Below are 22,106 nucleotides of genomic sequence, written 5' to 3'. Positions count from 1 at the left end.
TTTTAAGTAACTTTGTATTTTAAAATAACAAATTATGTTTTTATTTATTAGTGCACCTGAAATTATGGTTGTATTACTTATTGTTGTAATGCTTTTTGGTGCAGATAAACTTCCTGAAATTGCTCGTGGCTTAGGTAAAGGAATGCGTCAAATTAAAGATGCTACTAATGATATTAAACGAGAAATTAAAAATACTGCTGACAGAAATGATATTAATGTAGATATGGCGGTAGATATAAAAAAAGAAATTAATAAAGTAAAAGATAACTTTGATACTTTTACAAAACCAGTTTCTAAAATTAAAGATGAAATAGAAGATTCTATAGGCTCAGTAAAACGAAAAAAACTGTAGTTTAAATCACTCTACTTACGGTTAAACCGTCTCTAATAGGTAGCATTACCGTTTCAATTCTACTATCTTTAGCTAGTTTTTTATTATAGGAAATAATAGCTTTAGTATCTTTATCCTTAGGATTCAATTTTTCAACAACTTTACCACTCCACAATACATTATCTGAAATTATAATTCCACCTGTATTCATTTTATCAATAACCAAATCAAAATAGGTTGCATAATTGGTTTTATCTGCATCAATAAAAACTAAATCAAAAGTGTTATTTAAAGTAGGAATTACCTCTACTGCATTGCCAATAATTTGCTGAATATTATTTTTATATGTAGATTTTTGAAAATACTTTTTTGAAAAATCTTCTAATTCTTCATTTTTATCAATGGTTATTAATTTTCCGTCATTTCTTAATCCTTCAGCCAAACACAACGCGGAATATCCGGTATAAGTTCCTATTTCTAAAATGGTTTTTGGATGAATTAATTTAGACAAAAGTGATAAAACCCTACCTTGATAGGATCCGCTTAACATTCTAGGATTTAGTACTTTTTGCCAGGTTTCTTTATTTAATTCCTGTAATAATTTAGGCTCTGATTGGGTGTGATTAGAAATATAGTTTTCAATAATTTCTGGGATAAAACTCATTAGATTTGATATTCAATTAGGTTTTTATAAATGAGTTTCCAATTCTTTTTCCATTACCTTTTTTTCATCTTCATTTAAACAATTACATGTTTCATTTATAGCGTGTTCATGACCGTGAATGCATTTTGTAATTACTTTATTTTGTTTAGAATACAACCTGCAATTTTTACACATAAATAAATGAATTTTTAATTTAATTTTTTCCCATAAAGTGGCTTCACCATATTGTGTTTTATCACATATTGTAGTTGCTTCATCACAATTTAACATCATATTTTAATTTTAAATTTTAAACCAATTATCTTCCATACATCTTCTCAACTGAGTTCTAGCTCGATGTATAATTACCCAAAGATTTGACGCTGTTATTTCTAACTCCTTACATATTTCTTCGGTTTCAAAATGTTGTATTGTTTTCATCCTAAATACCGAAGCGTATTTTTCTGGTAAGTTATTAATACATTTGCTTAATGCTTCGCTTAATTCCTCGTTTTCAATAGCTTTTTCTGCTTCTGCTTCCCATTTATTTGGTACTCGTTCTTCAATCCATTCTCCTTCTCGTTCACCATCAGTATAAAAATTCATTTTAACTTCGGCTTTACCTTTTACGGAATTAATTTTTCTATAATGGTCAATTATTTTTCGCTTTAAAATTGAAATTAACCAAGTACGCTCACTTGCTAATCCTTTAAAATTATCTTTTGCTTTTAAAGCCGCAAAAAAAGTATCTTGCACTAAATCTTTTGCTAAATCATGGTTGTTTATTCTACTAATAGTATAATTAAAAAGATAATCGGCATGAAGTTTAACCCAATTATTAGGGTTTAAAATGTTTTTCTCTTTTGAATTCATATTAATTAAAAAGCTAATTGTAAATGTATAAAATTATTAATTAACAAACTTATTTGTATGTCCGTAATTAGTAATAATAAAAAACAACGTCATGCTGAACTCGTTTCAGCATCTCATTTCCGTTTGATAACCCGTGGTTTATTGAATACGACCCTGAAACAAGTTCAGGGTGACGGACGTTATGTAAGATTACGGACAATCAGTAAATTATTAATTAACGTACTCATTAATTAAATTGAATAATGCTTTTTTATTAATAGGTTTGGTTAAATAATTATCAAAACCTTGTTTTAGTGCATCTTGTTTATCGGATTCCATAGCAAATGCAGATAAGGCAATTATTGGTATAGAATTTAGTTGTTTAATTTTCTTCATTGCTTCAATACCATCCATTTTAGGCATTTTAACATCCATTAAAATAAGATCTATGTTTTCATGTTTTTTAAATAATTCAACTGCCATAACTCCATCATAGGCTTCAATAAGTGTGTGATTGGTTTTTGAGAATAGTTCTTCAATATACATCCTATTATATTCTTCATCTTCTACCACTAATATGGTTAATTTTTTATTTTGGCTTGGTGTCATAATTTTTACTGTTTCAATAACGGTAGATATTCTTGGATTTTTTTTAAGGTAAGGAATTGTAAAATATACTGTAGTTCCGTTTTTTGAAGATTCTAACCATATTTTTCCATTAAATAATTCCACAAACTTTTTTGAGATTGCCAACCCTAATCCCGTTCCTTTTATTTGTTTGTTTTTTGGCATTTCTGCCTGTGTAAATCTATCAAATATTTTATTGATTAGTTCTTTTTTTATACCAATCCCTGTATCTTTTACATAAAATTCAACCATTTCATTTTTAAGATTACAGCCAAATTCTATACCTCCTTCATTAGTAAATTTTAGGGCGTTAGAAATTAAATTAGTTAATATTTGATTTAGTTTATTTTTATCTGTTTCAATAACACTTTTTAAATTATCAATTCCTTTATGATAAATTAAATTCAGTTTATGCTCTATGGCAATTGGTTGATAAAAATTATACAAATCATCTAGTAAAGTATTTAAATTTACATTTTCATAGTTTAATTGTACCATACCTGCCTCAATTTTAGAGATATCTAAAACATCATTTACAATAGACAGCAAACGCTTGCTACTGTTAATAATTACATTGGCATATTTTTTTCTGTGAAGTTCGTCCAATTCAGGTTCTAATAAAAATTCTGAGAAACCAATTATTCCATTCATTGGGGTTCTAATTTCATGACTCATATTTGCTAAAAATGAAGATTTTAACTTGTCTGATTCTTGGGCTTTTAAAAGTGCTTGTTTTAATTCGTCATCCTTTTTTTTACGTTGAATAGTTGTGCTAATTTGGTCGGCTACAAACTCTAATAAATTTACATCATTAGTATTAAATGCTTTCTTGTTATTATAACTTTGAACCACAATGGCACCAATGGCTATATTATTTATGATTAAAGGTACACCCAGCCAACATTCAGCTGAAAGCCCTATTAAACTTACTTTCCCTTTTTTTATTAATTCTTGATGCTCTTGGTTAGTAAGTAATAAAGGTTTTTTTGTTTTTATAACATAACCTGTTAGTGAATTTTCTGCAGGAAAATCTTCTATTTCTTCTTTTTCATCAACAAAAACAGGAGTTGAAATAATATTAGTTTCTTTATTATAAATAGCTATATAAAAATTACTGGTGTCAATAATTAATTGAAGTTGATCTTTAATAAAAAAACTAAATTGTTTAAAATCACTTATAGTTAATGCTGCTTTTGAAATGTTATATAAAATATCTTCTAAAGTCTCTTGTTTAAGCTTATCTGAAATATCTCTAATAACTGTATGTATTGTAGGTTCGTTTTTAAAATCATCAATTCTTGTTAAAGAAACCTCTGCTGGAAAAACATGTCCGTTTTTTTGTTGATGATTCCATCTAAATCTATGGCTGCCTTTTCCCAAAGCAATATTTATCATCTCTTCAGCTTTTTCATAAGAGTTTTTACCATCAAACTGTGTTTTAGGTGAAAGTTCCGATGGATGTAAATTAAGTAAAGATTGTTTTGCGTTATACCCAAACGTTTTTAAAGTAGCTTCATTACAATCTACAAAAACACCATTTTTTAAAATTAATACTGCATCCACAGCTTTTTCAAAAATATCTCTATATTTTTTTTCTGATTTTTCAATTTGTTTTTTAGCGTTGATTTTTTCTGTAATATCTTCAACCAAACAAGCTGATCCAATAATATTATTTTGAGCATCTTTTAAAGGAACGCTGTACCAATCACAAGTTATGATTTTTCCACTTTTAGTAATGTTTTGATTGGTCTTTTTAAAAGTTTCCGATTTAAAAAATAGCGTTTCTCTGAGGTTATTCATCTCACCCAATAAATGAGGTGGGGTTAATAAATCTTTACAATTCTTTTCTTTTACTTCATTTTCTTTATATCCAAAAATTCGTTCTGCAACTTCATTCCATTCTAAAATTTTGAAGTCTTTATTCCAAATAATGGAAGCTAATGGAGAATTTTCAAATTGATATTTTAAACGCTGACTACTTTCAAAAAGTTGATCTTCTGTATTTTTTTGTTCGGTAATATCTTCTGCAATACCTTGTATGTGTGTAATTTTATTTTTACTATTATGTATTAAATCAATATTCGCTTTTATCCATTTTATAGTGCCTTTTTTGGTTATAATTCTAAATGGATTAGTTTTAAATTCACTTTTTAATGTAGATTTAGCTAGTTTAAAAACTTTAGATTGAATGTATGATAAATCTTTAGGATGAACTATTTGACGAAGTTTAATAGTTCCATTTAAAAAGTCTTTATAGTTGTACCCAAATAATTTTTCAGCATTTTCGGAGGCAAAAACAACGGGGAAATCGTGTTTATTTTCTGCTAAAAAAGCAACAGACGAACTTTTATTAATAATATTATAAGCTTCTTTTATTTTATTTTCTGCTTGCTTTTTAGCTGTAATTTCTTCAAAAAACATAGAAACGCCTTCCTCGGATGGAATTATTCTATTATCAAACCATTTATGCCAAGGTTCAAAATAATTTTCAAAATGAATGGTTTTATTCGTTTTAACTGCTTTTTGAAAAGCATCATAAAAAATATCACCTTCTTTTTCAGGAAATTCTTTCCAAATATTTTTACCCATTAATTCTGAAGAAGATTTCCCTAATAGTTCCTCAGCTTTTTTATTTATATATAAATAGTTTGAATTTTTATCTAATATTACAAATCCATCATGAATACTAGAAAGTGTGTTTGATAATAAATTTTTTGTTTTATTTAATTTTTCTTCGGCTAGTATATTTTCAGTTACATTTTGAAATATTCCAACAACTTTTATAATTCTGCCCTCTTTAAAAATAACTTTCCTGATTTCCTGAAGACACACTAATTTGCCTTGTTTTGTAATTAACCGATAGTTAAGAATTTGGTGTCTGTTTTTTAGTAAAAAATCTATTTTAAAATTATTTACTAATTTTCTATCTTCTTTATGTACAAATGATAAATAATATTCTAAATCTAAGATGCGTTTGTTACTTTTTAGGCCTAGCAATTGATATGCCTCTGGTGACCAATAAAGTTTATGGGTTGTAAAAGTATAACTCCAACTACCAATTTTGGCAATTTTTTGAGCTTCCTTATATCTATTTTCACTTTCTATTAATTTTTTCCTAGCTTGTACTCTTTCAGTGATATTTTCAACGGTTATAATAACATTTTCCAAAGTCTCTTCAAAACCTTCTTGTACTTTATAATTAATTAAAATATCTATTTCATTGCCATCAAATGTTTTGTTAATCGTTTCAATTTTTGAGTTTGTTTTACCCATTAATAAATCTAAAACTAATTTTGTAAAACCAATGTGAGAATCTTTGGTGAACATTTTCTCCAAATTACTTAATAAGTCTTCCTTATTTTTAGCCTTATATAATTTTACTGCAGCAGAATTAACTTCTTTAATTATCTCAAATGAATTTATTTTATGAATAGCCTCAGGAGTATTTAACAGATATGTTTTTATATCTGTTTTTTGTACTTCTGCTTCGGTTAAAATATATTGTTTAACAAGCGAAAAATCTTCCAGAAAAACAGCAATGGGAATATGTTCAAAAAAAGAATAATCTTGTTTCTGGTTTGCTAGGGTAGGTATATTTAATAAACTAGATTTAAAATCTTTAGTACTCATGCAATAAAATTGTAGTCAAATTTTTCTATTAATTGATAAAAATACACTTTTTTTTAATAAATGGCGTGTTTATAGCAACAAATACACTTTTTTTTAAATATATATTTATGATTTTTTAAATAAAATTTTAAATAATGAACCTTGATTTAAGGTGCTTTTTACAGTTATAATTCCTGCATGTTTTTTAAGTATTGTTTTTGAAACTATCAATCCTAAGCCTATACATTTATTTTTTTCTGCATCATAAGTATTTACCACAAAAAAAGGTTCAAATATATGTGGTAAATGTTCTTCAGAAATTCCCATACCTTCATCTAAAAAAACCATTTCAATTTTAGTATCATTTTCATTTATAGTTATAGAAATTGAAGTGTTTTCTGGAGAATATCGAATAGCATTATGAAGAATATTATGCAACGCTAGTTCCATTTCAACAGAATCAATAGTTAAAAATAGTTCCTTTTTAGTGTAGTTTTTTATGATATTGATGTTTTTATTTTCGGCTTGCCTAATTAGCTTATTAATAACACTATCTACCAATTCAATGAGATTAGCTTTTTCTAAATTAAGTGTAAATTCTGAGGAAGTTACTTGTGCATATTTAGCAATTGAAGTTAAAAAATTAAGAGAAAATTTTGCAGAATTGTTAATGGCTTTTAAAAATTTAGTCAATTTTTCAGATGTAAAATCCTCCAAATCTTCCAGCATCATTTCAGAAAAAGAAGAAATTATACCAACCGGATTTTTTAAATTATGAGTGAGTTTACTCAATACCTTTTGGTTATCTTTAGAAACGTTTTTAAGTTGATAATTTTTTTGTTTTACTTTTAAACTTAATTCAACTATTTTTTCTTCTAATTCTTGAATATATTTATCGGATTCTTTATTAATTGCACTCAATACTTATCTTTTTATGTAAATTTAGTTGAATTATTACACATTTTCAAAATATTGCATTGCTGATTTTTGATTACATTTGTTTTTTATGACAAAATATTAAAATCATGACCACTTCTAAAAACGATTATAAAAGAATTACTACTAATAGTTTGGTAGAAATGAAAAAAAACGGTGAAAAAATTGCCATGCTTACTGCTTATGATTATACCATGGCAAAAATTGTTGACCATGCTGGTATTGATATTATTTTAGTTGGAGATTCCGCATCTAACGTTATGGCAGGTCATGAAACAACTTTACCCATTACTTTAGACCAAATGATTTACCATGCAAGCTCAGTTGTTAGGGCAATAAAGCGTAGTTTAGTTGTGGTAGATTTGCCTTTTGGAAGTTATCAAGGAAATTCTAGAAGTGCATTAGATTCTGCTATTAGAATAATGAAAGAAGCAGGAGCTCATTCTGTAAAGTTAGAAGGTGGAAGCGAAATAAGAGAATCTATTTCAAGAATTTTAACCGCCGGAATTCCTGTAATGGGACATTTAGGTTTAACCCCACAATCCATTTATAAATTTGGAACTTATACTGTTAGAGCAAAAGAAAAACAAGAAGCCGAAAAACTAAAAGAAGATGCAAAATTATTAGAACAATTAGGTTGTTTTGCTTTAGTTTTAGAAAAAGTTCCTGCAAAATTAGCAAAGGAAGTAGCCGAAAGTATTTCAATTCCAGTTATTGGTATTGGTGCTGGAAATGGCGTTGATGGTCAAGTGCTTGTTATGCATGATATGCTAGGAATGACTCACGAATTTAGTCCCCGATTTTTAAGAAGATATGCCGATTTATATACTGAAATGTCTTCTGCATTTAAAAATTACATCTCCGATGTTAAAAATAAAGATTTTCCAAATGAAAACGAACAATATTAATTAAATGAAAGTTTTACTTGCCGACAAAAACCATCCTTTACTAAAAACAGAATTAGAAAATTTAGGTTGTGTTTGTGAAGAAGATTACACTTCAAACAAAATCCAGATTGAAACAAAAATTAAACAATATCAAGGAATTGTAATTAGAAGCAGATTTAATATAGATAAACAATTTATTGATAAAGCAACCAACTTAAAATTTATTGCCCGTGTTGGAGCAGGATTAGAAAGTATTGATGTAAATTACGCTAAACAGAAAAAAATTGAACTAATTTCAGCACCTGAAGGCAATAGAAATGCTGTTGGCGAACAGGCTTTAGGAATGATTTTATCACTTTTTAATAATTTAAAAAAGGCAGATTTAGAAATTAGAAATGGAAAATGGCTACGAGAAGATAATCGTGGTTTAGAATTAGAAGGTAAAACCATAGGAATTATCGGTTATGGAAATATGGGAAAATCCTTTGCTAAAAAATTAAAAGGTTTTGATGTAAATGTAATTTGTTATGATATTTTAGATGACGTTAGTGATGAAAATTGTAAACAAGTTACTTTAGAAAAGCTACAAGAAAAAACGGATGTTTTAAGCTTACACACATCTTTTAATACACTGTCGCATAACATGATAAATACTAAATTTATCAATAATTTTAAAAACCCTTTTTACCTTATAAATACAGCTAGAGGATCGGCTGTGGTAACGGATGATTTAGTAGAAGCTTTAAAAAAAAATAAAATTTTAGGTGCTTGTTTAGATGTATTAGAATATGAAAAACTATCTTTTGAAAATTTATTTGAAAATGAAAAGTTACCTGAAGCATTTAGTTATTTGATTAATTCTGATAAAACATTATTAACTCCTCATATTGCAGGTTGGACTGTAGAATCAAAAATAAAATTAGCACAAACTATTGTGGCTAAAGTTGAAGAAAAATTCTTTTCAAAAAAGTCAAAAAAAGCCCATAACTGAGTATGCTAAATTAACAGAAATAGGTAGCTTATTTTTTAAAACTAAAAATTCAACTGAATTAAAAAAAGAAGAAGTTACCATTGTAACCTGAGTTCGATGTAAGCAAATTACGTCAATTCGAGTAATTTTCAATAGAAAATTGTATCGAGAATAGCGTTTTGAACAACTAAATCCTTATATCGAGCTCAAGTATTATAAGCAATAGTGAAGAATATAATTATGGGAAATTTGCTTTAATTTTAGATCTTAAAAGAAATAAAATTGAACTTTGGAGACCAAAAAATACTGCATTATTAAATTAATTATTTACATTTGAAAAACAAAAAATTAATCCTATGGATATTATAGATGAAAGCGGGAATAAAATGCCTGCTCAAAAACAAGAAAGCAAACGAGTTCTTGCTGGTATATTGGCAATTGTAATTGGTAGTTTAGGAGTTCATAAATTTATTTTGGGCTATACCAAAGAAGGTATTATTCAAATAATTATTTCAATAGTTAGTTGCGGAGTTTTAACCATAATTCCATTTATTGAAGGAATTATCTATTTAACAAAATCTGATGAAGAGTTTATTGAAACTTATCAAGTAAATGAAAAACACTGGTTTTAATTTAACCTTTTGAAGTAGGAGGTTTTTCTTCTACTTCATTTTCATTATTACTAACATCGCTGTTACTTTCTAATTGTGCTTGAAATTCCTCCATAACTGGTTTTACGGTACTTTCTGGTATGTCTGAAATTCTAATATACATTAAGCCATCAATAGCATTATTAAATTTTGGATCTACATTAAAAGCTACTAATCTTGCGTTTTGTTTCACATATTTTTTTATTAAAACAGGAATTCGTAAAGCTCCTGGTTCAATTTCATCAATAAATTTGTCAAATTTATTCATATCAGCTTGAGTAGCATCAAAAACAAAATCTTTATCTGCATCTTTTAACTTAACCTTATATTCTTGTTTTGGATGAATATATTGTGCAACATACGGATCATAATAATGAGATTTCATAAATTGAATCATTAATGATTTTGAAAAGTTTGAAAATTTATTACTAATACTAACTCCACCTATTAAATATTTGTATTCTGGATAACGTAAGGTAACGTGCACAATTCCTTTCCATAATAAAAATAAAGGCATTGGTTTTTGTTGATATTCTTTAATGATAAAAGCCCGCCCCATTTCAATAGAATTTTCCATCATGGTATATAATTCAGGCTCAAATTTAAATAAGGTTTGAACATAAAACCCTTCAATTCCATATTTTTTATAAATTCCTTTTCCTAATCCCATTCGGTAAGCACCAACTAATTTTTTAGATGCATTATCCCATAAAAATAAATGATGATAATAACCATCAAAAACGTCTAAATCTATAGATTCATTTGTGCCTTCGCCTACTTCTCTAAAGGTTATTTCACGTAAACGCCCAATTTCAAACTTGATGTTTGGTATTTTTTCACTTGCCGCAAAAAAGACTTCATAATTTTTACTTTTAAGTAAGCATCCGCCGTCATTTCTTAAATCATTAACTTCTTTTAAAATTTTATCTATATTTTTTTGACAAACCACCTCTTTTGGATGTCGTTGTTTTTTAGAACGTTTTAATGAATTTGCAACTAAATTTTTTACTTCTTTTTCAAACGGATTTGCTAACATATAAGTTTTTCGGCGAATAAAATCGCAAAAATCTTGAGTGTTAGAATACTCTTCCTGAGCTTTTACTAAAATTGGTTTTCCAATTCGTACTTTAATTATTCGTTCTTTTTGAGAAAGTAATTCTGATGGTAATTTTGCAGTACGTAACTTGTTATTTAATTTTGATAAAAAATAAAAAAATCTGCTATTTTTTGCATGAAAATAGATGGGAATTACCGGTACTTTGGCTTTTTGAATTAATTTAATTGCACCTTCTTCCCAAGGTTTATCTACAATTAATTTTCCATCTTTATAGGTTGAAACTTCTCCGGCAGGAAATATTCCTAATGGAAATCCATTATTTAAATGTGCAAAGGCACTTTTTAATCCCGATATGCTTGATTTACTTTCTTTATGATCTTCAAACGGATTTACAGGTAAAACAAATGGTTTTATAGGCTCAATTTTGTGTAATAAAAAGTTAGCAATTATTTTATAATCTGGTCTTTTTTCAATAAGTAATTTTAGCAATAAAATACCATCAATGCCGCCTAAAGGATGATTAGAAACGGTTATAAAAGCACCGGTTTTAGGTATTCGTTTTAAATCTTCTTCCGGAATTTCAAATTTAATTTGTAAATCATCTAACAACTCAGAAAAAAATTCTTCGCCTTTTAGATGTTTATGTTTATTGTAGATTTTATTTATAGTTGAAATTCTAAGTATTTTTAGTAGTATCCAACCTAAAAAGGTGCCAAAAAATCCATATTTGTTAAGGTTTGTAGCCTTTGCAACTTCTTTAGCTGTAATTAAACTCATTCATTAAAAAATTAACTAGAAAAACAAAAATACATAAAATTATTGCATAATAAGTTGAACGGTTCCTTTTGTTGATTGTTTCAGTAAAAGTTTTCCTTTTTTTTCAATAGATTTAACAGCTTGCCTGTTTGAATGCCTTATAGTATATAGCACAACCTTAGCTGTATAACTTACTTTATATTTTAAATTTAGTTCATTTAAAAATAATTGGAATGTATTAAATTTATCTTCAATACAAACTGAAAAGCTTAAAGCTGAATTTTGAATTAAATTAACTTTTAATTTAAATTCGTGCATTTTTTTAAAAATATCGCTTAAGTTTTCTTCAACCATAAACGAAAAATCTTTTGCTGAAATAGCTACCAAAATTTGATTTTTCTTTAAAATATAACAAGCTATTTCTGGCTTTAAATCAATTCCTTTTGAAACAGTAGTTCCTTTATTTACCAATTCATAAAATGACCTGACATTTAATGGAATATTTTTATTTTCTAGAGGTTTTAATGTTTTTGGATGTATTACCGATGCTCCATAAAATGCCATTTCAATAGCTTCATTATAGGAAATATGATTTAATAATTGGGTGTTTTTAAAAAAACGAGGATCAGCATTTAAAACTCCAGGAACATCTTTCCATATAGTTACGCTTTTTGCATTTAAACAAAAAGCAAAAATAGCTGCTGAAAAATCGGAACCTTCACGACCAAGCGTTGTTGTTTTATTCTCTTTATCTGAACCTAAAAAACCTTGAGTAATTATTAATGTATCCGATTTTAATTGCTGAATATTTTGTTGCGTTTTTTTCCAATCTACTTTTGCATCTCTATAAAATGAATTGGTTTTAATAAAATCTCTAACATCTATCCAAGTGTTTTTAATAGTGTTATTATTTAAGTAAGCACTTATAATTTTAGTAGATAAAAGCTCTCCAAAACCAACAATTTGATCGTAAATAAAATTATAATTATTAGATTTATTCTGAATTAAAAACGTGCCTAATTGTCCAAATAAAATTTCAATTTCAGTAAATATATTGTGTGATTTATCTTTAAATAAATTGTCAACTATTTGAAGGTGGAAGTTTCTAACATTGTCAATATCAATAGAAATTTCTGGTGATTTTTGAACGTACGAATTAACAATTTTTTCAAAGGCATTAGTCATTTTTCCCATTGCAGATATAACAACTATAGTGTTTTTAAACCCTTCATGCTTTAAAACTCTAGCAACATTTTTTATGCTTTCTGCATCTTTTACCGATGCACCTCCAAACTTAAATACTTTCATTATTTATTTTAAATAGTTTGCTATTTCTTTTCTGGTTATTTGTGCGGTATCCCAATCACGTAAAACTATTGCTCCTGATTTTTTATAAAAATTAATAGCGGGTGTATTCCAATCTAAAACTACCCATTCTACGCGTCGTACATTTTTTTTATAAGCATAGGTTAATACTTTTTTGTATAATGCAGTACCAATGTTTAAACCTCGCATTTCTTTTGCAACTATTAAATCTTCTAAATGAATGGTTGGCCCTTTCCATGTAGAATATCTTGGATAAAATAACGCCATTCCCACAATTTCCTTATTTTTTTCAGCAACAAAAGTTTTAAATAATGGAGCTATTCCAAAACCGTGATTCTCTAAATCTGTAATTGAAACTTCAACCGCTTTTGGTTCTTTTTCAAAAATTGCTAATTCATTAATTAATTTTAAAACCGAAGGCATATCTTTTTTTTCACCTTTTCTAATTATAAAGTTCATGTGCTATTTATTTTATAACCTGTTTTGCTAAAATAAAAAATCTTTAACCAAAACTAAAGGTTAAGCAAATCTCTTTTTAAAATATATTTTACCGATATTTGTATAAATAAAATTAAGCAGTAGTATGAAAAGCAGTCATCTTACCTTAGGCGAGTTTATTATTGAAAACCAAAAGCACTACAAATCCACTACAGGAGAGTTTACACGTTTAATTAGTTCTATTAAATTAGCTGCTAAAGTGGTTAATTATAAGGTTAACAAAGCGGGTTTAGTTAATATTTTAGGTGAAGCAGGATTCACCAATATTCAAGGAGAGCACCAACAAAAACTAGATATTTATGCAAATAAAGTTTTTATGGAAACGCTAATAAACCGTGAAATTGTTTGTGGAATAGCTAGCGAAGAAGAAGATGAATTTATTACTATTAAAGGAAAACATGAAACCAATGAAAATAAATATGTGGTTTTAATGGATCCACTAGATGGCTCTTCAAATATTGATGTAAATGTATCGGTTGGAACTATTTTTTCTATTTACAGAAGAGTTACCCCAATAGGAACTCCCGTTGATGAAATGGATTTTTTACAACGAGGAAATCAGCAAGTTGCCGCTGGGTACGTGGTTTATGGAACTTCAACTATGCTAGTTTTAACTTCTGGAAATGGTGTTAACGGATTTACTTTAAACCCAGCAATTGGCTCGTTTTATTTATCGCATCCAAATATGAAATTTCCTAAAAATGGAAAAATTTATTCTATTAATGAAGGAAATTATGTACATTTCCCTCAGGGAGTTAAAGATTATTTAAAATATTGCCAAGAAGAAAAAGAAGACAGACCTTATACTTCACGTTATATTGGGTCGTTAGTATCCGATTTTCATAGAAATATGATTAAAGGAGGTATTTATATTTACCCAACAAGCACTAAAAATCCGAAAGGAAAACTACGATTATTGTATGAATGTAATCCTATGGCTTTTTTAGCTGAACAAGCAAATGGAAGTGCCAGTGATGGATATCAGCGTATTTTAAATATTAAACCCACAGAATTACATCAACGTGTTCCATTTTTTTGCGGAAGTAAAAAAATGGTGCTAAAAGCTGAAGAATTTATGGCTAAATACCCTGAAGACGCCAAATATAATGAAGAAGAATTAGCAGAAAAAAAGTAAAGCAATAAAATTTACCAATACAACTATAAAAACATTCGATTTTTAAGATTGGTTTTCGTTCGCTACCTTTGAAATATTAATTTTTAAACTAAAAAAATATAATTATGGCTTTCGAATTACCAAAATTACCATACGCTTTTGATGCGTTAGAACCATATATTGATGCTAGAACTATGGAAATTCATAGCACAAAACACCACGTAGGCTACACAAATAATTTAAATAAAGCTATTGCTGGAACAGATTTAGATACTAAATCTATAGAAGACATTTTAACTAATTTAGATCCAAACAATACTGCTGTTAGAAATAACGGTGGAGGTTATTACAACCATCATTTATTTTGGAATGTAATGAATCCTGAAGGAAAAGGATATTTATCTGGCGAATTAAAAGATGCAATAGTTGCTGAATTTGGTTCTGTTGACGCTTTTAAAGATGCTTTTGCTAAAGCAGCAGCTACTAGATTTGGTTCTGGTTGGGCTTGGCTTTGTGTTCATAAAGGTGGAAAAGTTGAAATTTGTTCAACGCCTAATCAAGATAACCCAATGACACCAGGTATTGGCTGTGGAGGTTTTCCAATTTTAACTTTAGATGTTTGGGAACACGCTTATTATTTAAAATACCAAAACAGAAGACCAGAATATATTAATGCATTTTTTAATGTAATTAACTGGAATTATGTTGAAAAACTTTATGCTGAAAATAAATAAATTTCTATTTACTACTAAACAAAATCAAAGAAAAACCGACTTAAAAAGTCGGTTTTTTTAATTCAATATTTATATTTTTCTATATATCATTAAATGATAGTTAGCATCGAATGCAATAACTATCCTGTTATTTCAATGCTAATACTAACGCTTCATAAGGTTGTAATTTTTGACTCACTTTAGCATTTGAATAATTGCTTAATAAAACTGTTGCATTACTTAAATCTAAACCAGTATTAGCTGTTGCTTCTATTGCTTTAAAGTTCAGCAGAATCAACATTTTTTGATTGCCTGAAGTTCTTGTATAAGCATATACATTTGGGTTATTTTTATCTAACAATTTGTAGCTTCCGTAAACCAATACATCTTTATTGTTTTTTCTTAATTGAACCAATTTTTTAAAGTAATTAAGTGGCGAATCTGGATTGTTTTCTTCAGAAACTACATTGATTTCATTTTCATTTTTGTTAATTTTTATCCAAGGAATTCCTGTTGTAAATCCTGCATTTTCTGAAGCATCCCATTGAAATGGTGTTCTACCATTATCACGTGCACTTATTTTTTGACCTTCTAAAAAATAATGTAAATCACCGCCTTTATCTTCGGTGCGCTTATACATACTAATAGTTTCAATGTCTCTATAATCTTTAATGTCATTAAATTTTATATTCGACATTCCTAATTCATCACCAAAATAATAATAAGGTGTGCCACGCATCGTTAATAAAAATGTGGAAAGCATTTTTGAAGAAATCGCTCTGAATTCTTCGCTGTCATTTCCCCAACGGGTTACCATTCGTGGTTGATCATGATTTCCTAAGTAGATAGTTCCCCAACCTTTTTTTTCAAAAACTTTATCCCAATCAGAATATACTTTTTTAAATTCAGTCAACTTATAACCGTTAGGATCCATTTGTTTAAATTGATTTGGCAAATATCCTAAACTTACACCATCAAAATGATAACTCATATCTAATTCGTGACGAGCAGGATCTACAAAATCCATGGCAGTTTTTAACGTGGTTCCAGCACCTTCTGCAAGTGACATGACATCATATTTACTTAAAACTTCCTTATTCATTTCTTGTAAATACTCATGTAAATGTGGTCCACTTGCAAAATATTGCCCCCAAGATCCATTAAACTTTTCTTTTAAGATTTTTTTAGTAATTACAGGGAAAGTTGTGTCTTTGCTTATAAACGGAATCACATCCATTCTAAAACCATCTACACCTTTTTTTAACCACCTATTCATCATGGCGTAAATTTCTTGTCTTACTTTTGGGTTTTCCCAATTTAAATCTGGTTGTTTGTAACTAAAATAATGTAGGTAGTAACTATTTGTTAATTTATCATATTTCCAAGCACTACCATCTTCATCAAAAGCACAAGGTCTAAAAGGTGGTGTTCCTTTTTCGGCAGGCCACCAATGATAATAATTCCGATATGGATTTGTTCTTGAACTACGAGATTGTTTAAACCACTCATGCTGGTCACTACTATGATTTACGACCAAATCCATCACTAATTTTAATCCGCGTTTATGCATTTCGGAAAGCATGGTATCAAAATCTTTCATCGTTCCAAATTCTTTCATGATAGCGTCATAATTGCTAATATCATAGCCATTATCTGCATTTGGACTAGCATAAATTGGATTTAACCAAATGATATCTACCCCTAAACTTTTAACATAATCTAAACGACTGGTAATTCCTTTTAAATCTCCAATACCATCACCATCTGTGTCTTGAAAACTTCTTGGATAAATTTGATAGACAACTGCCTCTTTCCACCATTTTTTATTTACGGTGTTTTCTGTTGTTTTTTGAGACTTTGCACTTTTAGTAGATTTTTTACAAGATGTAATCGTTATTAAAAAAAATAGGATAATACTTGCTGAAAACCAAGTGAGTTTTTTCATAATATAAAATTGAAAATTTGATTACCCTAAAATTACTAAAAAAAAGACACGCTACAATATCTTCAAAACGTTTATTTTGAACAAGGTGAAACATTTAAATGAATTCAATAAAACCAATTAATAAGCTCTTTTGTTTGAGCCTTCATAAAAATTAATAAAGGCATCATTTACCACTCTATTTCCGCCAGGAGTTGGATAATCTCCTGTAAAATACCAATCTCCTAAATGATTTGGAATGGCTTTATGTAAATTTTCAACCGTTTGATATACAATTTCAACTTCCGCATTAATTTCTGCTGTTTTAAGCATTTCTGCTATTTTATCTGAAATTTGCTCATTTGTAAATGGTTCATAAATTTTGATAACAGCATTTTTTATTTTTTCATCCTCTAAAAGCTGTTGTTGTTTACAATCTTTATAAACTTCATCCAAAATGTGATTTTGATTCGTCTGTTTCAATAATTCCAACGTAGCTCTAAACGCAATAAAATCTCCTAATTTAGCCATATCAATTCCGTAACAATCTGGATATCTAATTTGCGGAGCAGAAGAAACTACCACTATTTTTTTAGGATGCAATCGGTCTAAAATTTTAATGATACTTTTCTTTAAGGTTGTTCCCCTAACAATACTATCATCAATTATTACTAAATTATCTGTAGGTTTTACAATTCCGTAAGTTACATCGTACACGTGCCCAACTAAATCATCTCTACTATTGTCATCTGCTATAAAAGTTCGTAATTTAGCATCTTTAATGGCTAATTTTTCAAACCGAGGACTTTCGGCTAAAATTTCGGTAACTTTTTCTGCGGATAAACTACGTTTACCATTTAAAATAATATCCGTTTTTTGAAGATTTAAATAATCTACCGCTGCTTCACGCATTCCATAATATGAAGTTTCAGCAGTATTTGGTATAAACGAAAATACCGTATTTTTAATATCGCTATTTATCTTTTTTAGAATTTGCGGAAAAACTAATCTTCCTAAATTTTTTCGTTCTTTGTAAATATCAGCATCACTTCCTCTTGAAAAATAAATACGTTCAAATGAACAAGCTTTTTTAGGTAATGGTTCTTTTATTTTATTAGTTGAAATAGTACCGTTTCTTTTAATAATTAACGCATTTCCGGGTTTGATTTCCTTTACTTTTTTAATGGAAATATTAAAAACAGTTTGAATTACTGGTCGTTCAGAAGCAACTACAACTACCTCATCATCAGCATAATAAAATGCAGGTCTAATTCCTGCCGGATCACGTAATACAAAAGCATCACCATGACCTAATAACCCAGCCATTGCATAACCTCCATCCCAGTTTTTAGCAGATTTTTTAAGGATTTTTTTTAAATTTAATTGTTCTTCAATTATTGGAGATGCTTCTTTTTTAGAATAGCCTTCTTTTTTTAATTTCCGATATAATTTAGTAGTTTCATCATCAATAAAATGCCCAATTTTTTCCATTACCGTAACGGTATCTGTCATTTCTTTTGGATGCTGTCCTATTTCAACCAAATCATTAAATAATCGTTTTGAATTGGTCATATTAAAATTCCCAGCAACAATTAAACTTTTGTGCATCCAGTTGCTTTGGCGTAAAAAAGGATGTACACTTTCAATACTATTTTTACCAAAAGTTCCATAACGCACATGACCTAAATATAAATTCCCTATATATGGTGCGTTTTCTAACTGCCATTGAACATCGTTTATCTTATCAGGAAAATTGGAGTTTAACGTGTTTAATCGATTATTAATTTGAGCAAAAACATCTTGAATAGGCTGATTTGCATTAGAACGAATTCTGCTGATATAACGAATTCCTGGTTTTACATTAAATTTTATACTTGCTAATCCAGCTCCATCCTGACCTCTATTATGCTGTTTTTCCATTAACAAATACATTTTGTTTAGCCCATAAAATGCTGAACCGTATTTGTCTTTGTAAAATTGCAAAGGTTTTAATAACCGAACCATTGCTATACCACATTCGTGTTTAATTGCGTCACTCATATTTAAAATATTAGTAACTCGTTGTGCATTTTGATTCTTTAAACTTACTGTTACGTCAGTTCGATGTAAGCAAATTACTTAATTTCGATACAAAATTCTTTCAGAATTTCACTCAATCTGACGTAATTTGCAAACAAAACACGTCAGTTCGAGCCTTCCTGACGGCAAGGCAGGTAATTTTTGATAAAAAATTGTATTGAGAATGGCTGTTTTTAACTAAAAAACCTATTCTCGATACTAATTTTAAGCCTAAAAAGGCTAAAATTTACTCGAATTGACGAAATTTTATCATAATGCACAATGAGTTATTAGTAGTAAAATTATATAAAAAATTCCGCACAGTGGCGGAATTTAATTTTTTAACTTAATTCAATATCAAATTGGGTTAACAATTTAAATTGTAATAATCGTTTCTGAATTTCATCATGTGTTAATGTTTCCATCCGTTCTGTTCCAAATTTTTCTACACAAAACGATGCTAAATTAGAACCTGCAATTACGGCACGTTTCATGTTTTCAAAGGAAATATCTCCAGTTTTAGAAATATATCCAATAAATCCACCTGCAAAAGTATCACCCGCACCTGTTGGATCAAAAACTTCTTCTAAAGGTAATGCTGGAGCAAAAAATACATCGCCATTATTAAATAATAACGCTCCATGCTCACCCTTTTTTATCACTACAAATTTTGGTCCCATTTTATGTATTTTTTGAGCTGCTTTCACTAGAGAATATTCTCCAGATAATTGACGGGCTTCTTCATCATTTATGGTGATTACATCAATTTTTGCAATTACTTCCATTAATTCATCCAACGTATTATCCATCCAAAAATTCATGGTATCTAGTACTACCAATTTTGGACGAACAGGAATTTGTTTTATCACTTCCATTTGTACAGCTGGATGTAAATTACCTAACATTAAAAAATCAGTGTCTTTAAAATTTTCTGGAACTACTGGATTAAAATCTGCTAATACATTTAAATCCGTAATTAACGTATCTCTTGAATTTAAATCGTTATGATATAATCCTTTCCAAAAAAATGTTTTTCCATCTTCAACAATTTCAATACCATCTGTATTAATATTTCTTTCATTTAATTTAGTAATATACGCTTTAGGAAAATCGCCTCCAACCACAGATACTATTCCTGATTCTGCACCAAATTGCGAAGCTGATAATGAAATGTAGGTTGCTGCTCCTCCTAATATTTTATCGGTTTTACCAAACGGAGTTTCAATTGCGTCAAAAGCAACCGTTCCAACAATTAATAATTTACTCATAATTTTATCTAACTAAACATCTCTTTTTTAAATATATCTTTCTATATATTTTTTTTAAAGTATAGATGTGATTATTTTTGCAAAAATAAGTTTAAAAAATGACTATCAAAGAAATACAAGAAGAAATTATAGACGAGTTTTCCATGTTTGAAGATTGGATGGAACGTTACGAATATATTATTGAATTAGGAAAATCATTACCTCTTATTGATGAAGCTAATAAAAAGGATGAAAATTTAATAAACGGTTGCCAATCAAAAGTATGGCTTCACTCAACTATTGAAGATGATAAATTAACTTTTACCGCAGATAGTGATGCTATTTTAACAAAAGGTATGGTTGCTTTGTTATTGCGTGTTTTTAACCATCATACTCCAAAAGAAATTTTAGAGGCTGATACTAATTTTATTGATAAAATTGGATTAAAAGAACACTTATCTCCAACACGTGCAAATGGATTGATTTCTATGATAAAACAAATAAAATTATACGCTTTAGCATTTCAATCAAAATTAAGCTAATAATTGTATATTTGCACTTATTTAGAATGAATATAAACAAAGATTTTTGAAATGAATAGTGAACGTGTTCAAGATTTAGGCGAAAAAATTGTTGAAGTATTAAAATCAATTTATGATCCTGAAATACCTGTAGATATTTTTGAATTAGGTTTAATATACGATGTTTTTGTAAGTGAAAACAACGATGTCAAAATTTTAATGACTTTAACCTCGCCAAATTGCCCTGTAGCTGAAACTTTACCTGTTGAAGTTGAAGAAAAAGTAAAAGTACTTGAAGAAGTTAAAAATTGTGAAGTTGAAATTACATTTGATCCTATTTGGACTCAAGATATGATGAGTGAAGAAGCTAAATTAGAACTCGGTTTTTTATAAAACTTTAGTATAATGGCTGATGATATTATAAATAGAGTAGCTAATAGTAGTTTAAAAACTATTGATTTAGAAGATTTTTATCCTTCCGGCAAACGAACTATTATTGATATAAAACCTTGGTTATTTAATGACTTTATTTTAAAGGAAAAAGCGTTTAGAAATTTTTTGAAAAATCATAATTGGAGTCAATATAAAAACCAATATATTGCTTTAACTTGCTCTTCAAACGCTATTATTCCATCTTGGGCATATATGCTTATTGCAACCTATTTAACTCCTTTTGCAAAAAAAATAATTGTAGGGACTTTACACGAACTTGAAAATGCTATTTTTCAAGATATTTTAAATCGTTTTAATTATAAAGATTACAAAAATTTACCAGTAATAATTAAAGGTTGTGCCAATAAACCAATTCCAGAAACAGCTTACATTCAGTTAGTTGAAAAATTACAACCTATTGCAAAATCTATTATGTTTGGTGAAGCTTGCTCATCCGTTCCTCTTTTTAAAGCTGAAAAATAAAATGTGACTTTTTTGCTATAAATTGGTCTAATAATTATATTTTCGCAAACTCTAATTTATAAAATAAATAATATGAAAAAATTAATTTTAATTACTTTTCTTTTTGCAAATATTATTGCTTTTGCTCAAGAAAAAAAAGAAGAACCAAAAGAAGGTTGGACTAAAAAAGGAAATATTACACTTTTATTTAACCAATCTGCATTTTCTAATTGGGTTACAGGTGGCGAAAACAATGTTGCTGGTAACTTAGGTATTAATTATGATTTTAATTATGCTAAAGGAAATTTAACTTGGGATAATAAAATTATTGCCTCTTATGGTTTAACAAAAAGTAAAAACAGTGCTTTTGCAGGGCAAACTCACACTTTTATTTTCAATATCCTTAATAAATAGTCTTCATCCCAAGCCGCTTTGAGTCTTTTGCTTTTAACCGACAGTTTTTTAGTTTGTTCATTTTTCAGGAGGTTCAAGGCTA

21 protein-coding genes are annotated in these 22,106 nt (G+C 28.4%); 10 read left to right on the top strand and 11 right to left on the bottom strand.

All coding sequences use genetic code 11. From position 1 onward, the window contains the following. Nucleotides 1-34: 34 nt before the first annotated feature. Complete coding sequence (gene tatA / locus L3J60_RS09610; RefSeq protein ID WP_291975293.1) at nucleotides 35-352, top strand: twin-arginine translocase TatA/TatE family subunit; 318 nt, start codon at nucleotides 35-37, stop codon at nucleotides 350-352. 1 nt (nucleotide 353) lies between these two features. Here the strand turns inward: tatA and L3J60_RS09605 are convergent, their stop codons facing one another. The 5 genes from L3J60_RS09605 to L3J60_RS09585 all read right to left on the bottom strand — a co-directional run bounded on the left by L3J60_RS09605 (nucleotide 354) and on the right by L3J60_RS09585 (nucleotide 6,983). Continuing rightward, a complete protein-coding gene (locus L3J60_RS09605; protein WP_291975292.1) occupies nucleotides 354-995 on the bottom strand; it encodes an O-methyltransferase in 642 nt (213 codons plus the stop codon). 24 nt (nucleotides 996-1,019) lie between these two features. Beyond that, nucleotides 1,020-1,268, bottom strand: a complete 249-nt coding sequence (locus tag L3J60_RS09600) for a hypothetical protein (protein WP_291975291.1) — start codon at nucleotides 1,266-1,268, stop codon at nucleotides 1,020-1,022. 9 nt (nucleotides 1,269-1,277) lie between these two features. Then, nucleotides 1,278-1,847 (bottom strand): sigma-70 family RNA polymerase sigma factor, encoded by a 570-nt coding sequence (locus L3J60_RS09595; RefSeq protein WP_291975290.1) that lies wholly within the window; start codon nucleotides 1,845-1,847, stop codon nucleotides 1,278-1,280. Between the two features lie 210 nt (nucleotides 1,848-2,057). After that, complete coding sequence (locus L3J60_RS09590) at nucleotides 2,058-6,083, bottom strand: PAS domain S-box protein (RefSeq protein WP_291975289.1); 4,026 nt, start codon at nucleotides 6,081-6,083, stop codon at nucleotides 2,058-2,060. Between the two features lie 105 nt (nucleotides 6,084-6,188). Then, nucleotides 6,189-6,983: a HAMP domain-containing sensor histidine kinase gene (locus tag L3J60_RS09585; RefSeq protein ID WP_291975288.1), complete on the bottom strand. Its 795-nt coding sequence runs from the start codon at nucleotides 6,981-6,983 to the stop codon at nucleotides 6,189-6,191. A 104-nt stretch (nucleotides 6,984-7,087) separates the two neighbouring features. On the opposite strand from L3J60_RS09585, the gene panB reads away from it, so the two are divergent. From panB to L3J60_RS09570, 3 genes are all read left to right on the top strand, one after another. Then, nucleotides 7,088-7,906 carry a 3-methyl-2-oxobutanoate hydroxymethyltransferase gene (panB, locus tag L3J60_RS09580; protein WP_291975287.1) on the top strand — a complete coding sequence of 273 codons (819 nt, stop codon included), beginning with the start codon at nucleotides 7,088-7,090 and terminating at the stop codon, nucleotides 7,904-7,906. A gap of 4 nt (nucleotides 7,907-7,910) precedes the next feature. After that, nucleotides 7,911-8,876 carry a 2-hydroxyacid dehydrogenase gene (locus L3J60_RS09575; RefSeq protein ID WP_291975286.1) on the top strand — a complete coding sequence of 322 codons (966 nt, stop codon included), beginning with the start codon at nucleotides 7,911-7,913 and terminating at the stop codon, nucleotides 8,874-8,876. Between the two features lie 335 nt (nucleotides 8,877-9,211). Next, entirely contained in the window at nucleotides 9,212-9,487 is a 276-nt protein-coding gene (locus tag L3J60_RS09570) for a TM2 domain-containing protein (RefSeq protein ID WP_291975285.1), read from the top strand. Between the two features lies 1 nt (nucleotide 9,488). On the opposite strand, the gene L3J60_RS09565 is transcribed toward L3J60_RS09570, so the two are convergent. From L3J60_RS09565 to L3J60_RS09555, 3 genes are read right to left on the bottom strand one after another with little or no spacing between them, the layout of a single operon-like run. Beyond that, a complete protein-coding gene (locus L3J60_RS09565) occupies nucleotides 9,489-11,339 on the bottom strand; it encodes a lysophospholipid acyltransferase family protein (RefSeq protein ID WP_291975283.1) in 1,851 nt (616 codons plus the stop codon). 39 nt (nucleotides 11,340-11,378) lie between these two features. After that, on the bottom strand, nucleotides 11,379-12,626 hold the full coding sequence (locus L3J60_RS09560) for an aspartate kinase (protein WP_291975282.1): 1,248 nt from the start codon (nucleotides 12,624-12,626) through the stop codon (nucleotides 11,379-11,381). Between the two features lie 3 nt (nucleotides 12,627-12,629). Then, a complete protein-coding gene (locus L3J60_RS09555; RefSeq protein WP_291975281.1) occupies nucleotides 12,630-13,103 on the bottom strand; it encodes a GNAT family N-acetyltransferase in 474 nt (157 codons plus the stop codon). A gap of 124 nt (nucleotides 13,104-13,227) precedes the next feature. On the opposite strand from L3J60_RS09555, the gene fbp reads away from it, so the two are divergent. Both fbp and L3J60_RS09545 read left to right on the top strand, forming a co-directional pair. Further along, nucleotides 13,228-14,277: a class 1 fructose-bisphosphatase gene (gene fbp, locus L3J60_RS09550; protein WP_291975279.1), complete on the top strand. Its 1,050-nt coding sequence runs from the start codon at nucleotides 13,228-13,230 to the stop codon at nucleotides 14,275-14,277. 104 nt (nucleotides 14,278-14,381) lie between these two features. Continuing rightward, nucleotides 14,382-14,990, top strand: a complete 609-nt coding sequence (locus L3J60_RS09545) for a superoxide dismutase (RefSeq protein ID WP_291975278.1) — start codon at nucleotides 14,382-14,384, stop codon at nucleotides 14,988-14,990. Between the two features lie 127 nt (nucleotides 14,991-15,117). On the opposite strand, the gene L3J60_RS09540 is transcribed toward L3J60_RS09545, so the two are convergent. The 3 genes from L3J60_RS09540 to L3J60_RS09530 all read right to left on the bottom strand — a co-directional run bounded on the left by L3J60_RS09540 (nucleotide 15,118) and on the right by L3J60_RS09530 (nucleotide 20,216). Next, nucleotides 15,118-16,914 (bottom strand): alpha-glucosidase, encoded by a 1,797-nt coding sequence (locus L3J60_RS09540; RefSeq protein WP_291975277.1) that lies wholly within the window; start codon nucleotides 16,912-16,914, stop codon nucleotides 15,118-15,120. Between the two features lie 117 nt (nucleotides 16,915-17,031). Then, the gene (locus L3J60_RS09535) at nucleotides 17,032-18,930 is read right to left on the bottom strand and encodes an amidophosphoribosyltransferase (protein ID WP_291975275.1); all 1,899 of its coding nucleotides are present in this window, start codon (nucleotides 18,928-18,930) and stop codon (nucleotides 17,032-17,034) included. A 359-nt stretch (nucleotides 18,931-19,289) separates the two neighbouring features. After that, nucleotides 19,290-20,216: a PfkB family carbohydrate kinase gene (locus L3J60_RS09530; RefSeq protein ID WP_291975274.1), complete on the bottom strand. Its 927-nt coding sequence runs from the start codon at nucleotides 20,214-20,216 to the stop codon at nucleotides 19,290-19,292. Nucleotides 20,217-20,314: 98 nt separating this feature from the next. On the opposite strand from L3J60_RS09530, the gene L3J60_RS09525 reads away from it, so the two are divergent. The 4 genes from L3J60_RS09525 (at nucleotide 20,315) to L3J60_RS09510 (ending at nucleotide 22,024) form a co-directional block, all read left to right on the top strand. Then, entirely contained in the window at nucleotides 20,315-20,737 is a 423-nt protein-coding gene (locus L3J60_RS09525; protein ID WP_291975273.1) for a SufE family protein, read from the top strand. 51 nt (nucleotides 20,738-20,788) lie between these two features. After that, on the top strand, nucleotides 20,789-21,109 hold the full coding sequence (locus L3J60_RS09520) for a DUF59 domain-containing protein (protein WP_291975271.1): 321 nt from the start codon (nucleotides 20,789-20,791) through the stop codon (nucleotides 21,107-21,109). A 12-nt stretch (nucleotides 21,110-21,121) separates the two neighbouring features. Next, nucleotides 21,122-21,631: a DUF2480 family protein gene (locus L3J60_RS09515; protein ID WP_291975270.1), complete on the top strand. Its 510-nt coding sequence runs from the start codon at nucleotides 21,122-21,124 to the stop codon at nucleotides 21,629-21,631. 72 nt (nucleotides 21,632-21,703) lie between these two features. Continuing rightward, a complete protein-coding gene (locus L3J60_RS09510; RefSeq protein WP_291975269.1) occupies nucleotides 21,704-22,024 on the top strand; it encodes a DUF3078 domain-containing protein in 321 nt (106 codons plus the stop codon). The last annotated feature ends 82 nt before the right edge of the window (nucleotides 22,025-22,106 follow it).

This window comes from Lutibacter sp., assembly GCF_021647475.1.
Taxonomy (GTDB): domain Bacteria; phylum Bacteroidota; class Bacteroidia; order Flavobacteriales; family Flavobacteriaceae; genus Lutibacter.
Note: the sequence above shows the minus strand (reverse complement) of the source record. Positions and strands in the feature narration are given on the sequence as shown.

What these genes read in the sequence shown, in the direction of transcription:
- tatA (WP_291975293.1), top strand. Translation starts at nt 35, where the DNA reads ATGTTTTTATTTATTAGTGCACCTGAAATTATGGTTGTATTACTTATT.
- L3J60_RS09605 (WP_291975292.1), bottom strand. Translation starts at nt 995, where the DNA reads ATGAGTTTTATCCCAGAAATTATTGAAAACTATATTTCTAATCACACC.
- L3J60_RS09600 (WP_291975291.1), bottom strand. Translation starts at nt 1,268, where the DNA reads ATGATGTTAAATTGTGATGAAGCAACTACAATATGTGATAAAACACAA.
- L3J60_RS09595 (WP_291975290.1), bottom strand. Translation starts at nt 1,847, where the DNA reads ATGAATTCAAAAGAGAAAAACATTTTAAACCCTAATAATTGGGTTAAA.
- L3J60_RS09590 (WP_291975289.1), bottom strand. Translation starts at nt 6,083, where the DNA reads ATGAGTACTAAAGATTTTAAATCTAGTTTATTAAATATACCTACCCTA.
- panB (WP_291975287.1), top strand. Translation starts at nt 7,088, where the DNA reads ATGACCACTTCTAAAAACGATTATAAAAGAATTACTACTAATAGTTTG.
- L3J60_RS09575 (WP_291975286.1), top strand. Translation starts at nt 7,911, where the DNA reads ATGAAAGTTTTACTTGCCGACAAAAACCATCCTTTACTAAAAACAGAA.
- L3J60_RS09570 (WP_291975285.1), top strand. Translation starts at nt 9,212, where the DNA reads ATGGATATTATAGATGAAAGCGGGAATAAAATGCCTGCTCAAAAACAA.
- L3J60_RS09565 (WP_291975283.1), bottom strand. Translation starts at nt 11,339, where the DNA reads ATGAGTTTAATTACAGCTAAAGAAGTTGCAAAGGCTACAAACCTTAAC.
- L3J60_RS09560 (WP_291975282.1), bottom strand. Translation starts at nt 12,626, where the DNA reads ATGAAAGTATTTAAGTTTGGAGGTGCATCGGTAAAAGATGCAGAAAGC.
- L3J60_RS09555 (WP_291975281.1), bottom strand. Translation starts at nt 13,103, where the DNA reads ATGAACTTTATAATTAGAAAAGGTGAAAAAAAAGATATGCCTTCGGTT.
- fbp (WP_291975279.1), top strand. Translation starts at nt 13,228, where the DNA reads ATGAAAAGCAGTCATCTTACCTTAGGCGAGTTTATTATTGAAAACCAA.
- L3J60_RS09545 (WP_291975278.1), top strand. Translation starts at nt 14,382, where the DNA reads ATGGCTTTCGAATTACCAAAATTACCATACGCTTTTGATGCGTTAGAA.
- L3J60_RS09540 (WP_291975277.1), bottom strand. Translation starts at nt 16,914, where the DNA reads ATGAAAAAACTCACTTGGTTTTCAGCAAGTATTATCCTATTTTTTTTA.
- L3J60_RS09535 (WP_291975275.1), bottom strand. Translation starts at nt 18,930, where the DNA reads ATGAGTGACGCAATTAAACACGAATGTGGTATAGCAATGGTTCGGTTA.
- L3J60_RS09530 (WP_291975274.1), bottom strand. Translation starts at nt 20,216, where the DNA reads ATGAGTAAATTATTAATTGTTGGAACGGTTGCTTTTGACGCAATTGAA.
- L3J60_RS09525 (WP_291975273.1), top strand. Translation starts at nt 20,315, where the DNA reads ATGACTATCAAAGAAATACAAGAAGAAATTATAGACGAGTTTTCCATG.
- L3J60_RS09520 (WP_291975271.1), top strand. Translation starts at nt 20,789, where the DNA reads ATGAATAGTGAACGTGTTCAAGATTTAGGCGAAAAAATTGTTGAAGTA.
- L3J60_RS09515 (WP_291975270.1), top strand. Translation starts at nt 21,122, where the DNA reads ATGGCTGATGATATTATAAATAGAGTAGCTAATAGTAGTTTAAAAACT.
- L3J60_RS09510 (WP_291975269.1), top strand. Translation starts at nt 21,704, where the DNA reads ATGAAAAAATTAATTTTAATTACTTTTCTTTTTGCAAATATTATTGCT.